Here is a 14,618-nt window from a genome sequence, read left to right as displayed (position 1 = left end):
TGCGCGCGCACCGGGCCGGCTGCCTAGAATGGACCGGTGCCGGTCGCCTGGACGGCGACGGCCCTTGTTCAACGCTTTGCAGTGAGGAGGTTGCGCCCATGCACGAGTCCCATGATCCCGCCACGCCCCAGCCGCCCGAAGATGCGGTCGAAGCGGTGGTGCCCGTGATTCCCGTGGTCCTGCCCCTGGTGGGCGCGGCCATGATGTTCCTGCTGGCCTTCATTGCGGTCACCATGGCCTAGGCTGAAAAGCGTTTTTCAGCGGGGCACATCCCTAAAAAAACCAGCTGCATTGCAGCTGGTTTTTTTGTGGGCGCGGCGTGGCTCAGACGCGCATGTCGCCGGTGTCCATGAAGCGCTGGTGCCAGCTCAGCGCCTCGGTCAGCAGGTGCGGCGTGTGCTGGGCCCCCTGGGCGCGGGCGCGGTCAAAGTAGTCGTTGAGCTGGTCGCGGTAATCCGGGTGCGCGCACTTGTCGATGATCACGCGCGCACGCTGCTTGGGCGACAGGCCGCGCAGGTCGGCCAGGCCTTGTTCGGTGACGATGATCTGCGTGTCGTGCTCGGTGTGGTCCACGTGCGAGCACATGGGCACGATGCAGCTGATCTTGCCGTCCTTGGCCACCGAGGGCGTGACGAAGAAGGACAGGTAGCCGTTGCGCGCGAAGTCGCCCGAGCCGCCGATGCCGTTCATCATGCCCGTGCCCATGACGTGGGTGGAGTTGATGTTGCCGTAGATGTCGGCCTCGATCATCGAGTTCATGGCGATGATGCCCAGGCGGCGCACCAGCTCGGGGTGGTTGGAGATTTCCTGCGGGCGCAGGATGATGCGCTCGCGGTAGAAGTCGATGTGGTCCTCGAAGTCCTTGTAGGCTGCCGCAGACAGCGAGATGGACGTGGCCGAGGCCTTGCTCATCTTGCCCGCGCGCAGCAGGTCCAGCATGCCGTCCTGCAGCACTTCGGTGAAGCCCAGCAGGTTCTCGAACGGGCCGGTCAGCAGGCCGGCCAGCACGGCATTCGCCACATTGCCCACGCCCGACTGGATGGGCAGCATCTCCTTGGGCAGGCGGCCCATCTGCATCTCGTGCGCGAGGAAGTCGATGATGGAGGCGGCAATCGTGTTGGAGTTGGCGTCGGGCGCGGCAAACACGTTGTCGCGGTCGCCCTTGTTGGTTTCCACCACGGCGATGACCTTGTTGGGGTCGACCTTGAGGTACTGGTCACCGATGCGCTGGTCGGCATGCGTCATGTTGATGGGCATGCGGCGCGGCGGGATGGCGGTGCCGTAGTAGATGTCGTGCATGCCTTCCATCTTGGCCGGTGGCTTGGTGTTGACCTCCAGGATCACCTGGTCGGCGATCTCCAGCCAGGTCTTGTTGTTGCCCACGGCGGTCGACGGGATCAGCAGGCCGTCGGCGGTCACGCCCAGCACTTCCACCACGGCCACGTGCATGTGGCCCAGGAAACCGAACCAGGCATGCTGCGCCACGTGGGACAGATGCATGTCGATGAAGTCGATCTCGCCGCTGTTGATGGCCTTGCGCGCGGTCGGATCGGTGTTGAAGGGCAGGCGCTGGCCCAGGGCGTGGGCTTCGGCCATCACGCCGTCGCATTCGCTGGCGGTGGACGCACCGGTCCAGACGTTGATCTTGTAGGGCTTGCCGGCGGCATGCTCGGCCTTGGCGCGGGCCGCAATCGCCTGGGGCAGGGCCTTGGGGTAGCCCGCCCCGGTGAAGCCGCTCATGCCGACGTTCACGCCGTGCGGAATCAGGGCCGCGGCGGCCTCGGCCGTCATGATGCGGTTGTGGAATTGGGGGTAGCGCACGCGCTCTGCCAGGCTCATCGAGGTTTCTCCAACTTTGCAAAAACAAGCCGCCTGGGCAGGCGGCTTTTCGAGGGCGACAGAGGTGTGCAGGGGGCGCCGTGCGTCCGGGCCGGATCGCCTGCGGGGGTGTCCGGCTTCTTGGCCTGCGTACATCTCCGTGGGCCCGAATCTCCGGCGTCGATGGTATCAGTGTTAACCCTTGGTTGCAGCGTGGCCCGCTTTGTCAAAGCTGCGAGCAGCACCTTGTTTTTATTGAGTTTCAAAGAGAGTGTGCGCACGCACAACGAAGATTAGGGTAAACACCTATCGGTTGCTGCGGTGCAGCATCGGCATAAAAAAACCGGTCTGCCAGGGGCAGACCGGTGCAGGGGATGCAGGGCGGGCGGGCCGCCCCGGCTGCCCAGGCCTTAGGACTTGCGGGCGCGGTCCAGCAGGGCGTACAGCAGGATGGCGCCGAAGGTGGCGGTCCCGATGCCGCCCAGTGCGAACTCGCCGAACTTCAGCGTGAATTCGCCCGTGCCCAGGATCAGGGTGATGGCGGCGACGATCAGGTTCTTGGTGTCGGAGAAGTCCACCTTGTTGTCGACCCAGATCTTGGCGCCGGCAATCGCGATCAGGCCGAACACCACGATGGACACACCGCCCATCACGGGCAGGGGGATGGCCTGGATCAGTGCGCCGAACTTGGGCGAGAAGCCCAGCAGCACGGCCAGCACGGCGGCCAGCAGGAACACGGCGGTGGAGTAGATGCGCGTGGCGGCCATCACGCCGATGTTCTCGGCATAGGTGGTCACGCCGGTGCCGCCGGCCGCGCCGGAGACCATGGTGGCGACGCCGTCACCGATGAAGGCCCGGCCCATGTACTGGTCCAGGTTCTTGCCGGTCATGGCGGTCACGGCCTTGATGTGGCCCAGGTTCTCGGCCACCAGGATGATGACCACGGGCACGATCAGCAGCATCGCGTTGGCGCTGAACACCGGGGCGTGGAAGGTGGGCAGGCCGAACCAGGCGGCGTTGGCCACACCGGCCAGGTCCACGGGCTTGCCCAGGCCCAGGCCGTTGGTCAGCACGGCGTAGACGATGCTGGCGATGATCAGGCCGATCAGGATCAGCAGGCGCTGCAGCATGCCCTTGGTGAACACGGCCACCAGGGCCACGGACACGAAGGTCACGGCCTGCATCCAGGCTTCGAAGTTGTTGGCCGCCATGTTCTTGACGGGGATGGCCGCCAGGTTCAGGCCGATCACGGCCACCACCGCGCCGGTCACCACCGGGGGCATGAAGCGCTCGATCCAGCCGGTGCCCACCAGGTGCACGATCACGCCCACCAGGGTGTAGACCAGGCCGCAGGCGATGATGCCGCCGAGGGCCAGGCCGATGTTGGCGTTGGCGCCCTGGCCCGCATAGGCCGTGGCGGCAATCACCACGCCGATGAAGGCGAAGGACGAGCCCAGGTAGCTGGGCACGCGGCCGCCGGTGATGAGGAAGAAGATCAGCGTGCCGATGCCGCTCATCAGCACCGCGACGTTGGGGTCAAAGCCCATCAGGATGGGGGCCAGCACCGTCGAGCCGAACATGGCGATCACGTGCTGGATGCCCATCAGACCGGTCTGCGCCCAGGGCAGACGCTCGTCGGGGCCGATCACGCCGCCGTTTTGCAGCACGGCGGGGGACTTTTCAGTCCAGGAAAACATTCCCATTTGTATTGCTCCGTAAAAATTGCTGGCGCGATGTTAGAGGCTTTCCCGCACGCACGACATGCCCGCGCCAGGCAGCCCTGCGCGCCTGTCTGCCGGGGTCAAGCAGACGGCGTGCCAGGGCGCTCGGCGCAAGGCATTATTTTTAGGAGCTGTTGGCGCTCGTTGCAGCTGGGTTTCAATGTGTTTTCGGCACGAAACCCGCCCAGCATCAGCGCAAGCCACTCATGTTTTTGAGTGGCGCCCGTCAACGGCTGTTGCGCGGAAAAAACGGTGGCCGTCGCAGCTGATCGGCCAGCAGGGTCCAGGGGCTGCGTCCGGTGAGCTGGGCCACGATGGCGGCCTTGATCGGCGGGATGCGGCGCGAGGCCTGGATCACCGCCTGGCGCACCAGGCGCGGCATGGGGCGCGCGTCGGTGAACAGCTTCACCACCGTGTTCGTGCCCTGGAAGATGGGCCAGGCATGGCGGTGGTGGCCCTGGGCATAGCTGGCCAGCACGCCGGCCTGGCCCCAGTCGTGGCCCGCGCCGCGCGCGGAGACGATGGCGGCCGTCAGGCGTTCCACGCCGGACAGACCCAGGTTGAAGCCGTGCGCCGTCACCGGGTGCATGCCGACGGCGGCATCGCCCAGCAGGGCCCAGCGGTCGCCGCTGAAGCGGTGGGCATAGGTGGCCACCAGCGGGTAGATGTGGCGCTCGCCCACCAGCTGCATGTCGCCCAGGCGGCTTTGGAAGTGGTGCTGCACGTGGGCGGCGAACTCCTGGGGCGACAGCTGTATCAACTGCTGCGCGTCGGCGGAGTCGGTGGTCACCACGGCCGAGCACAGCAGCTCGCCGGTGGCGGGGTCGGGCTGCACGGGCAGGATGGCCAGGGTGCGGTCGTAGCCAAAGCACTCGTGCGCCTTGTCCTCGTGCGGCTGGGTGTGGCTCAGGCGGCAGACGATGACGCTGCGGCCGAAGTCGGTCATCTGCGCGCCCACCCCCAGCATGCGGCGCACGGCCGAATAGCGGCTGTCCGCAGCCACGACCAGCGGGGCCTGCAGCGGCTCGGCGTCGACGCGCACGCCCTGGTCCTCGGTGGTGTAGTGCACCTCGGCGTGGGTGGGCGTGGTGCGCACCTGGGTCACGCGCGCGCCGGTGATGATGCGCACCCCTTCGGTGCTGCTGGCGACTTCCCAGGCGGTGCGGCGCAGCGCGTGGTTGGGCACGATGCGGCCCAGGTAGTCGGTGCCGCTGCCGGCGGCCACGATGTCCAGGGTGGAGCGCTGGCCCACCGGGCCATCGTGCACGATGGCCTCGCGGATGCTGCCGATCTCGTGGTCGGCCAGCCGCGCCCAGGTGCCCAGGCGCTGCAGGGTCTGCACGCTGGGGTGGGTCAGGGCGATCTCGCGACCGTCGGGGGAAGGCTGGGCCAGCTGGGATTCGCCCTGCAGTTCCAGCACCGTGGCCTGCAAGCCTGCGTGGGCCAGGGAGATGGCGAGCGACAGGCCGGCAGGGCCTGCGCCGACGATGAGGACATCGGTGTGCATGGACATGGGTGCTATCACGGTGAAAGTGGGCCAATTGTGACCCGGTCTGGGGCGTGCCCTGGCAAAGGGCAGCGTCCATTGTGCGTCGGTTTGGGGCGGCCCGAGCTTGTACTGCGTCAATAGCATGGGGTGGGTGCGGCTTCTGCAGCGGCCTGACCAACGGTCGTCACCCGCCGTTTGTCAATCCGGGCTGCTGGCATGGCGGGACCGGGGGGCGCTCGCTACGCTGACCGCATGCTTACATCGACGCCTTCCGCCGCCGTGCCGCGCACGCCCCAGATCCGCCGCTACCAGCACTGGCTGGCCCAGCACCGCGGCCTGCACTTCGACCGCTATGACGCGCTGTGGCGCTGGTCGGTCACGGACCTGGATGCCTTCTGGCAGAGCGTGTGGGACTACTTCGCGGTGCAGTCGCCCACGCCGCACAGCGCGGCCCTGGGGCGCAACGTGATGCCCGGGGCGCAATGGTTTCCCGGCGCGCAGGTGAACTATGCCCAGCAGGTGCTGCGCCATGTGGAGGCCGCGCACGCGGCCGGCATGCCGGCCGTGGTGGCCGACAACGAACAGGGTCAGGTGACCGAGCTGTCCTGGCCCGAGCTGCGCCGCCAGGTGGCCGCGCTGGCGCTGCACCTGCAGGCCCAGGGCGTGCAGCCCGGCGACCGCGTGGCCGCCTACTTGCCCAACATCCCGCAGGCCATCGTGGCCTTCCTGGCCGTGGCCAGTGTGGGTGGCGTGTGGAGCGTGTGCGCCCCCGACATGGGCACGGCGGCCGTGCTGGACCGCTTCAAGCAGATCGCCCCCAAGGTGCTGATCGCCGTGGACGGCGTGCACTACGCCGGCAAGTCCATGGACCGGGGCCAGATCGCCAGCGAGCTGCGCGCCCAGCTGCCCAGCGTGCAGCACCTGCTGGTGCTGCGCACGCCGCACGCCACCCAGCCGGTGGCCGACAGCCGCAGATGGGATGAGGTGTTGGCGCGCGACGATGCCGCGGTGCAGGCGTTTGCCCCGCTGTGGCTGCCGTTCGACCACCCGCTGTGGATCGTCTACTCCAGCGGCACCACCGGCCTGCCCAAGCCCATCGTCCACGGGCACGGCGGCATCATGCTGGTGGCTCTGGCCATGAAGGCCCTGCACAACGATGTGGGCTGCAGCTACGACCCCGAGAGCTGGGGCGAACGCTTCCACTGGTACAGCTCCACCGGCTGGGTGATGTGGAACTCCCAGGTCGCCGGCCTGCTGGGCGGCACCACCTGCGTGATCTTCGACGGCAGCCCCGGCGGCAGCAAGGACCAGCCGGACTGGGGCGTGCTGTGGCGCTTTGCGGCCCGCCACCGTGTCACCAGCTTTGGGGCTGGCGCGGCCTTCTATGCCAACTGCATGAAGGCCGGCCTGGACCTGGCCCAGTGCGGTGACCTGTCGCGCATCACCGGCCTGGGCAGCACCGGCTCGCCCCTGGCGCCCGATGTGCAGGCCTGGGGCACGCAGCAGTTCGCGCGCCTGGGCACGCCGGACATCTGGTGGAACAACCTGTCCGGCGGCACCGACTTTTGCGGCGCCTTCATCGGCGGCAACCGCGAGCTGCCGCAGTACACGGGCGAAATGCAGTGCCGCATGCTGGGCGCGGCGGTGGAGGCCTGGAACGAGGCCGGCGAGCCCGTGACCGACGCCGTGGGCGAACTGGTTTGCACCCAGCCGATTCCGTCCATGCCGCTGTATTTCTGGGGGGACGACGGCAACCAGCGCTACCTGGGCAGCTACTTCGACATGTACCCCGCCGGCCACGGCCGCCAGCCCGGCGGCGGCGATGGCCCGGCCGCGATGGGCGGCGTCTGGCGGCACGGCGACTGGCTCAAGGTCTCGCCGCACGGCGGCTGCACCATCTATGGCCGCAGCGATGCCACCATCAACCGCCACGGCCTGCGCATGGGCACCAGCGAGATCTACAGCGCCGTCGAAGCCCTGCCCGAGGTGCTGGACAGCCTGGTGGTGGACCTGGAGTACCTGGGGCGCGAGAGCTTCATGCCCATGTTCGTGGTGCTGCGCGCCGGCCTGGTGCTGGACGATGCGCTGCAGGCCCGGATCGCCGCGGCCATCCGCCAGGCGCTGTCACCGCGCTTCGTGCCCGACGAGATCCTGCAGGTGGCCGAGATCCCGCGCACCCTGACCGGCAAGAAGCAGGAGTTGCCGATCAAGAAGCTGCTCCTGGGCCAGCCCCTGGCCAAGGTGGTGAACCCGGACACCATGGCCAATCCGGGCAGCCTGGACTGGTTTGTGCGCTACGCGCAGCGCAAGCAAGTGCCCGCCAGCGCCGCGGTCTGAGACGCCGGCCGCCCCGCCGCGGCCTGGCCGTGCCCCCGGGGGCACGGTCTGGGCGCAGGCTGGCGGGGTACACTTGGCGCGTTTTGAGTTCGCGCCCCTTCCCCTAACCGTACTCCCCATCATGGCCGTTGACTCGCAGGGCACCGCCCGCTCCAGCTTTGACCTCAAAAGTGCCCAGTTGCCCGTGATGGCCGTGGCGCTGCGGGACACCGAAGTGGCCGTCCTGACCCGGGACCTGGCGCAGCGCCTGGCGGACGACCCCGATTTCTTCGACAACGACCCGGTGCTGATCGATCTGCAGCATGTGCGCGACAGCACCGAGGACATCGACTTTCCCAAGCTGATCAAGGCGCTCAAGCGCCACCGCACCCTGCCGGTGGCGGTCTGCGGCGGCTCACCCGCGCAGATGGCGGCCGCCCATGCGGCAGGCCTGATGCCGGCCCCGGACGCCCAACCGGCGCGTGCCAAGCCCACGGCGGTGGAGGTGCGCGAGGTGGAAGTCATCCGCGAGGTGCCGGTGGAGGTCGAGGTGGTGCGCGAAGTGCCGGCGCCCGCGCCGAACGCGCTGATCGTGGACAAGCCGCTGCGCTCGGGCCAGCAGGTCTATGCGCGCGGCACCGACCTGGTGGTCATGGCCGTGGTCAGCTACGGCGCCGAAGTCATCGCCGACGGCAATGTCCACGTCTATGCGCCCTTGCGGGGGCGCGCCGTGGCGGGTGCGCGCGGCAACACTGAGGCCCGCATCTTCAGCACCTGCATGGAGCCGCAGCTGCTGTCGATCGCCGGCAACTACCGGGCGCTGGAGACCGACCTGCCCAAAGACATCGCCGGCAAGCCGGCCCAAGCCCGATTAGAGGGTGAAAAGCTGGTGATCGAGCCAATGCGTTTAGCATGAGCACCATCCCAGGACGCCCGTTGAACGTCTATCCGAACAAGATTCTTCGCGAAGGAACCCTTTGAACATGGCCAAAATCGTCGTAGTGACCTCTGGTAAAGGTGGCGTAGGCAAGACCACCACGAGTGCAAGCTTTGCGTCCGGCTTGGCCCTGTCCGGGCACAAGACGGCGGTGATCGACTTTGACGTCGGCCTGCGCAACCTCGACCTGATCATGGGCTGCGAGCGCCGCGTGGTCTATGACCTGATCAACGTGATCCATGGCGAGGCCAACCTGAACCAGGCCCTGATCAAGGACAAGCAGTGCGACAACTTGTTCGTACTGGCCGCGTCGCAGACCCGCGACAAGGAAGCGCTGACGCAGGAAGGCGTGAAGAAGGTGCTGGACGATCTGGCGGGCATGGGCTTCGAGTTCATCATCTGCGACTCGCCCGCCGGCATCGAAAGCGGCGCGCTGATGGCCATGCACTACGCCGACGAGGCGCTGGTGGTGACCAACCCCGAGGTCTCCTCGGTGCGCGACTCGGACCGCATCCTGGGCATGCTCAGCTCCAAGACCGAGAAGGCGGTCAGCGGCCAGGGCGTGAAGGAGCACCTGCTGATCACACGCTACAACCCCAACCGTGTCGAAGATGGGCAGATGCTGTCTATCCAGGACATCGAAGACATCTTGCGCATCCCGCTGATCGGCGTGATTCCGGAATCGGAGACCGTGCTGCAGGCTTCCAACCAGGGCGTGCCCGCCGTGCACATGGACGGCTCGGACGTGTCGGAAGCCTACAAGGACGTGGTGGCGCGTTTTCTGGGCGAGGAGCGCCCCATGCGCTTCACCGATGCGCAAAAGCCCGGATTTTTCAAGCGCATCTTTGGCGGGAGGTAAGCAGCCATGTCCATCATTTCTATGTTGCTGGGGGAGAAGAAAAAGTCTGCCTCCGTCGCCAAGGAACGCCTGCAGATCATCCTGGCCCGCGAACGCGTGGGCGGTGGCAGCGGGCAGCCCGACTACCTGCCCGCGCTGCAGCGCGAGCTGATGGCCGTGGTGTCCAAGTACGTCTCCATCAACCCCGAGGACATCAAGGTCCAGCTGGAGCGCCAGGACAACCTGGAAGTGCTGGAAGTGAAGATCGAACTGCCCGAAGCCGTGCGCTGACCCGCCCCGCCCAGCCCACAGCAAAAAAACCGCAGACCCGGTCCCGGGTGCTGCGGTTTTTTTATAGAGAGGGGTCAGGGACGCTCAGTCCTGCATGCGGCCGCGGTGGTACAGCAGCGGCGTGGCGTGGGCCGCGTGGCGGCAGGCCAGCACCTCGCCGACCAGGATCAAGTGGTCGCCTTCGCGGTACTGGCTGCGCGCGCGGCATTCGAAGGTGGCCAGCGCCCCCTCCAGCACGGGCACGCCCTGGGCGTTGGGCTGCCAGGCGATGCCGGCAAAGCGGTCCACCCCGCGCTGCGCGAACTGCAGGGCCAGGGGCTTGTCGTGCGCGGCCAGCACGTGGATGGCGTAGTGCGTGCACTGCGCAAACACCGGGTAGCTGCCGGCGTGGCAGCCCAGGCTCCACAGCACCAGTGCGGGTTGCAGCGACACCGAGTTGAAGGAGCTCACCGTCATGCCCACGGGTCGGCCCTGGTCATCCGCCGTCGTCACCACCGTCACGCCCGTGGCGAACTGGCCCAGGGCGTTGCGGAAATCTCGTTCGGTGAAAGCGGCCGCGTCGGGCGGTGCCGCAAGAGAGGGGATATTCACGACAGCGTTGATCTAAGTAGGTGGGAGATTATGCAAACTCTGATAGAGCGCTGTGTGGGTGGGGCTAATGTGCGTGCCGATGCTAGCCGGCCTGACCGCCCGCAGCGCGGGCGGGCGTCGCCTGCGGCACAGGGGCTGTATTTTTTGATAGCTGCCTGCGTTTGATAAATAAGGTTTTCAGATATACAAATGCCTGAAACGTTGATGGAGAAAGCGCCATCAGCTTCTGTAAATGCAGCAGCCAGGGGCTGGGGGACGCTCTGCGGTTTGATGGGGGTCAAAGGAGGCGCAGCAAACCGCCCACGCGTTGTGGCACGTACGCCGAACAAGGCAGAATTTTGTCCGGGATTGCTTTCAGAATGCCGACAGAAGCAGCGCCGCCGGCGTTGCGCCATCTTTCCTCCCCCTTGATGCAAAGGATGTTTGCGTGAAAAAAATCTGCACGACTGTCGCCCTGCTGGCCCTTGGAAGCCTTGCCACCCCGGTCCTGGCGGCCGACTGCGCCGTCACCATCGAAGGCAATGACCAGATGCAGTTCAACATCAAGAGCGAGGAAGTGCCCAAGTCCTGCACCAGCTTCACCATGACCTTGAAGCACACCGGCAAGATGTCCAAGTCCACCATGGGCCACAACATCGTGCTGGCCACCACGGCCGACACCAACGCTGCGGCCGCCGATGGCCTGAAGGCCGGTGCAGCCAACGAGTACGTCAAGCCCGGCGATGCGCGCGTGCTGGCGTTCACCAAGATGATTGGCGGCGGCGAGACCACCTCGGTGAACCTGGACGTCGCCAAGCTCAAGGCCGGCACCGAGTACACCTACTTCTGCTCCTTCCCGGGCCACTCCTTCATCATGCGCGGCGTGCTCAAGCTGGGCAGCTGAGCGGCGCACCTCACAGAAGGTGGGCCTGCAGCCCGGCGCCCGGCTTTTTTCCGGCCCGGGCTTGGGCACAATCGCAGCAGCCACTTTGCAGAGACCGCCATGTTCCAGTACCACACGATTCCTGTCACCGCCTTCCAGCAAAACTGCTCCCTGGTCTGGTGCGACCAGACGCTGGAGGCGGCGGTGATCGACCCCGGCGGCGACATCGACATCATCGAGTGGGAGCTGGAGCGCCTGGGCCTGCAGCTCAAGGCCATCTGGCTGACGCACGCCCACATCGACCATGCCGGCGCCGTGGCCGAGCTGGCGCGCAAGCGCCAGCTGGACATCATCGGCCCGCACGAGGGCGACCGCTTCTGGATCGCCGGCCTGCCCCAGCAGGGCGCCATGTTCGGCTTTCCCCCGGCCGAACCCTTCGAGCCCACGCGCTGGCTGCACGACGGCGATACCGTGGCCATCGGCCAGGAGGTGCTGCAGGTGCGCCACTGCCCGGGCCACACGCCGGGCCACGTGGTCTTCCACGCCCCGCAGGCCGAGCGCTGCTTCGTCGGCGACGTGCTGTTTGCCGGCAGCATCGGCCGCACCGACTTCCCCCAGGGCAACCACCAGCAGCTGATCGACTCCATCGTCCAGCGCCTGTGGCCCATGGGCGACCAGACCGTATTCATCCCCGGCCACGGCCCGGAAAGCAGCTTCGGGCGCGAACGCCAGGCCAACCCCTACGTCGGCAACACCTGATGGGCGCCACGGCGCGCCATTGCGTGTGGTGGCTGGCCGTGGCCGCGGTGATCGGTCTGCTGGTCGTGCCCGCCCTGGCGGGCGGCTGGGCCGCGTGGCAGGGGCAGCCGTGGGCCATGGACTGGCCGCAGTCCCTGCGCAACGCGGCGGTGCTGGGCGCCGTGTTCTGCGGGTTGCGCCTGCTGCTGGCGGGGGCCGGGTGGCTGCTGCGCGCCGTGCTGCGCAGCTACTAGGGTATACCGGAGTTGGCATGAAAACCAGGGCTATCGCCCATTCAGATTGCGCGGGCAGCTCACTTTTCTGATATTTTCCCGCGCTCGCCAGCGCGGCTGCGCCCGTGCCGGTCGGCGGCACCACGGGCGGCCGTGGCGCGTGTGTCGTGTTCGTGGAACTCTTGACGCGGATCAAATCTCGCGCAGAACGTATACGGGTTAATACCTAAACCTCCCCGCAAGAACTAGCATGGTTGCATCACGTAACGATGCATTGCTTGCGAGGAGTTCCTATGGCGTCTACGCCCGCACCCGAAACCGGTCCCATCACCTCCAGACCGGAACCCGATTCCAACAAAAAACTCGCCTTCCTGCTGCTGGCCCTGGTGCTGTACGGCATCGTGCTGGCCCTGCCGCAGCCGGCCGGCCTCAGCGCCTCGGGCCAGGTGGCCCTGGGCCTGCTGGTGCTGGTCGTGGTGCTGTGGATCAGCGAATGCGTCTCGCCCGCCAACAGCGCGGTGATCCTGACCGGCGCCGCCGTGCTGGGGCTGATGGGCACCTCGCTGACCGAAGGCGGCAAGGTGATGAATTCCTCGGCCGCACTGACCACCATGCTCAGCGGCTTCTCGTCCACCGCCGTGCTGCTGGTGGCAGCCGCACTGTTCCTGGCCGTGGCGCTCAAGCACACGGGCCTGGACAAGCGCATTGCGCTGATCGTCATGAGCAAGATCGGCGTCTCGCCAGCCCGCCTGGTGCTGGGCGCGATGATCGTCGGCTTCGTGCTGGCCCTGTTCATCCCCTCGGCCACGGCCCGCGTGGGCGCCGTGATTCCGATCATGATCGGCATCACCGCCGCCCTGGGTCTGGCCGTGAACAGCTCGCTGGGTGCCACCCTGATGATCGTCACCGCCAGTGCCTGCTCCATCTTCAACATGGCGATCAAGACCGGCGCGGCGCAGAACATCATCAGCCTGAACTTCATGCAGCAGGCCTTTGGCCACAACATCACCTGGGGCCAGTGGTTCATCACCGCCCTGCCGTTCACCATCGGCATGTGCGTGGTGCTGTTCTTTGCCGCCATGTGGATCCTGCGTCCCCAGGTGCCCGCCGGCGAGGACATGACCGCCAAGCTGCGCCAGCAACTGGCCGAGCTGGGTCCGGTCAGCGGTTCCGAAAAGCGCCTGATGGCCGTGGCGGCACTGCTGCTGGTGATGTGGTCCACCGAGGGCATGCTGCACCCGTTTGACACCACCACCACCACCCAGATCGGCATTGCCCTGCTGCTGATGCCCAAGATCGGGGTGATGCACTGGTCGCAGGCCGAAAAGCTGGTGCCCTGGGGCACGATCGTGCTGTTCGCCGCCTCCATCTCGCTGGGCAACCTGCTGTCCAAGACCGGCGCCGCCGGCTGGCTGGCGCAGCAGACGCTGGGCCAGATGGGCCTGTCGGCCCTGCCCGTGGTGGGCGTGATTGCCGCGCTGTCGGTGTTCAGCATCGTGCTGCACCTGGGCTTTGCCTCGGCCACCGGCCTGGCCAGCACGCTGATCCCCATCATGATCGCCTTCACGCAGACCCTGCCCGTGAGCCCCGAAACCGCGTTTGGCATCGTCATGATCCAGAGCTTCGTGGTCTCCTTTGGCTTCATCCTGCCCACCAACGCGCCGCAGAACATGCTGTGCTACGGCACCAATGCCTTCAACACCGCGCAGTTCGCCAAGGTCGGTATCGTGGTCACGCTGGCCGGCCTGGGCCTGATCCTGCTGCTGTCCGCCACCCTGTGGCCCGCCATGGGGGTGCTGTAAATGGGGGCACGCATTGGCATCATCGGCGCCGGCCAGGTCGGCGCGGCCGCCGGCTACCTGCTGTCGGCCACGCCGGGCATCAGTCAGATCGTACTGGTCGACCAGAACGAGGCCCGCGCCGCCGGTGAGGCGGCCGACATCGGCCACGCTGCCGCCTTTGGCACGGCCGCCCGCGTCAGCGAAGGCGACTACGCCGACCTGGCCGGTGCCTCGGTGGTGGTCATCACCGCCGGCGCCAGCCTCAAGCCCGGCCAGACGCGGCTGGAGCTGCTGCAGCAGAACCTGAAGATGACGGACACCATCATCGACCAGGTGCTGAAGGTGGCGCCCGACGCCGTGCTGCTGTTCGCCACCAACCCGGTGGACGTGATGCCCGCCATCGCCGTGCACCGCTACGGCCTGCCGCCGGGCCGCGCGATTGGCACCGGCTGCTCACTGGACTCCATCCGCTTCCGCGACCGGCTGGCCGACTACCTGGGCGTGGCCTCGCAGTCCGTCCACGCCTATGTGCTGGGCGAGCACGGGGATTCGTCCGTGCCGCACTGGAGCCACGCCCAGGTGGCGGGCATGCCGGTGACGGAGTTTGCCGCCCAGCTGGGCCGGCCCATCGACGCCGCCATGCAGGCGCGGATGGCCGAGGACGTGCGCACCTCGGCCTACCGCATCAAGGCCGGCAAGGGCGTGTCCAACTTCGGCATCGGCGGCTGCATCGCGCGGCTGGTGAAGGCCATCGTCGCCGACGAGCAGTCGGTGTTCGCCGTGTCCACCTGCATGCCCGAGTTGCTGGGCGTGCGCGACACCTGCGTGTCCCTGCCCCACCTGATCGGTGCGCGCGGGGCCTCGGCCCCGTTCCTGCCCGGTTTGAATGCCCAGGAGACCGAGGCCCTGCGCGCCAGCGCGGCGCTGCTGGCCGGCACGATTGCCGACGGGCTGCAGTCTCTGCAGCGCTGAGCGCTGTCCCTGCGGCCGCGCCGGCAGACAA

The 14,618-nt window shown here is 67.2% G+C and carries 14 protein-coding genes; 10 read left to right on the top strand and 4 right to left on the bottom strand.

Features of this window, described 5'->3' with window-relative positions; all coding sequences use genetic code 11:
- The first annotated feature begins 98 nt into the window (after positions 1-98).
- On the top strand, positions 99-242 hold the full coding sequence (locus tag CA2_RS18215) for a hypothetical protein (protein ID WP_162858920.1): 144 nt from the start codon (positions 99-101) through the stop codon (positions 240-242).
- An 82-nt stretch (positions 243-324) separates the two neighbouring features.
- On the opposite strand, the gene scpC is transcribed toward CA2_RS18215, so the two are convergent.
- The 3 genes from scpC to ubiM all read right to left on the bottom strand — a co-directional run bounded on the left by scpC (position 325) and on the right by ubiM (position 5,052).
- Entirely contained in the window at positions 325-1,839 is a 1,515-nt protein-coding gene (gene scpC, locus CA2_RS01905) for a succinyl-CoA:acetate CoA-transferase ScpC (protein ID WP_042412025.1), read from the bottom strand.
- Positions 1,840-2,228: 389 nt separating this feature from the next.
- On the bottom strand, positions 2,229-3,521 hold the full coding sequence (locus CA2_RS01900) for a solute carrier family 23 protein (RefSeq protein ID WP_042412024.1): 1,293 nt from the start codon (positions 3,519-3,521) through the stop codon (positions 2,229-2,231).
- Between the two features lie 244 nt (positions 3,522-3,765).
- Entirely contained in the window at positions 3,766-5,052 is a 1,287-nt protein-coding gene (gene ubiM / locus CA2_RS01895) for a 5-demethoxyubiquinol-8 5-hydroxylase UbiM (protein ID WP_042412022.1), read from the bottom strand.
- A gap of 228 nt (positions 5,053-5,280) precedes the next feature.
- Here ubiM and CA2_RS01890 point away from each other — a divergent pair, with 228 nt between their 5' ends.
- The 4 genes from CA2_RS01890 (at position 5,281) to minE (ending at position 9,410) form a co-directional block, all read left to right on the top strand.
- Positions 5,281-7,365, top strand: coding sequence for an acetoacetate--CoA ligase (locus tag CA2_RS01890; protein ID WP_042412020.1), 2,085 nt, complete (start codon positions 5,281-5,283; stop codon positions 7,363-7,365).
- A gap of 121 nt (positions 7,366-7,486) precedes the next feature.
- Positions 7,487-8,260: a septum site-determining protein MinC gene (gene minC, locus CA2_RS01885; RefSeq protein ID WP_042412018.1), complete on the top strand. Its 774-nt coding sequence runs from the start codon at positions 7,487-7,489 to the stop codon at positions 8,258-8,260.
- 67 nt (positions 8,261-8,327) lie between these two features.
- Positions 8,328-9,140 carry a septum site-determining protein MinD gene (minD, locus tag CA2_RS01880; RefSeq protein WP_042412144.1) on the top strand — a complete coding sequence of 271 codons (813 nt, stop codon included), beginning with the start codon at positions 8,328-8,330 and terminating at the stop codon, positions 9,138-9,140.
- Positions 9,141-9,146: 6 nt separating this feature from the next.
- Positions 9,147-9,410, top strand: coding sequence for a cell division topological specificity factor MinE (gene minE, locus CA2_RS01875; RefSeq protein ID WP_042412016.1), 264 nt, complete (start codon positions 9,147-9,149; stop codon positions 9,408-9,410).
- 84 nt (positions 9,411-9,494) lie between these two features.
- Here the strand turns inward: minE and CA2_RS01870 are convergent, their stop codons facing one another.
- Positions 9,495-10,001 (bottom strand): flavin reductase family protein, encoded by a 507-nt coding sequence (locus CA2_RS01870; RefSeq protein ID WP_231499101.1) that lies wholly within the window; start codon positions 9,999-10,001, stop codon positions 9,495-9,497.
- A 427-nt stretch (positions 10,002-10,428) separates the two neighbouring features.
- On the opposite strand from CA2_RS01870, the gene azu reads away from it, so the two are divergent.
- From azu to CA2_RS01845, 5 genes are all read left to right on the top strand, one after another.
- Positions 10,429-10,884, top strand: a complete 456-nt coding sequence (azu, locus tag CA2_RS01865; protein ID WP_042412014.1) for an azurin — start codon at positions 10,429-10,431, stop codon at positions 10,882-10,884.
- A gap of 99 nt (positions 10,885-10,983) precedes the next feature.
- On the top strand, positions 10,984-11,622 hold the full coding sequence (locus CA2_RS01860; protein ID WP_042412013.1) for an MBL fold metallo-hydrolase: 639 nt from the start codon (positions 10,984-10,986) through the stop codon (positions 11,620-11,622).
- The gene (locus CA2_RS01855; RefSeq protein WP_042412011.1) at positions 11,622-11,855 is read left to right on the top strand and encodes a hypothetical protein; all 234 of its coding nucleotides are present in this window, start codon (positions 11,622-11,624) and stop codon (positions 11,853-11,855) included. The genes CA2_RS01860 and CA2_RS01855 overlap by 1 nt, the downstream gene beginning before the upstream one ends.
- A gap of 272 nt (positions 11,856-12,127) precedes the next feature.
- Entirely contained in the window at positions 12,128-13,636 is a 1,509-nt protein-coding gene (locus CA2_RS01850) for an SLC13 family permease (protein ID WP_042412010.1), read from the top strand.
- Positions 13,637-14,587: a lactate/malate family dehydrogenase gene (locus CA2_RS01845; RefSeq protein ID WP_042412009.1), complete on the top strand. Its 951-nt coding sequence runs from the start codon at positions 13,637-13,639 to the stop codon at positions 14,585-14,587.
- Positions 14,588-14,618: the final 31 nt, after the last annotated feature.

The organism is Comamonas aquatica NBRC 14918, from assembly GCF_000739875.1.
Classification (GTDB): Bacteria; Pseudomonadota; Gammaproteobacteria; order Burkholderiales; family Burkholderiaceae_C; genus Comamonas; species Comamonas aquatica.
Note: the sequence above shows the minus strand (reverse complement) of the source record. Positions and strands in the feature narration are given on the sequence as shown.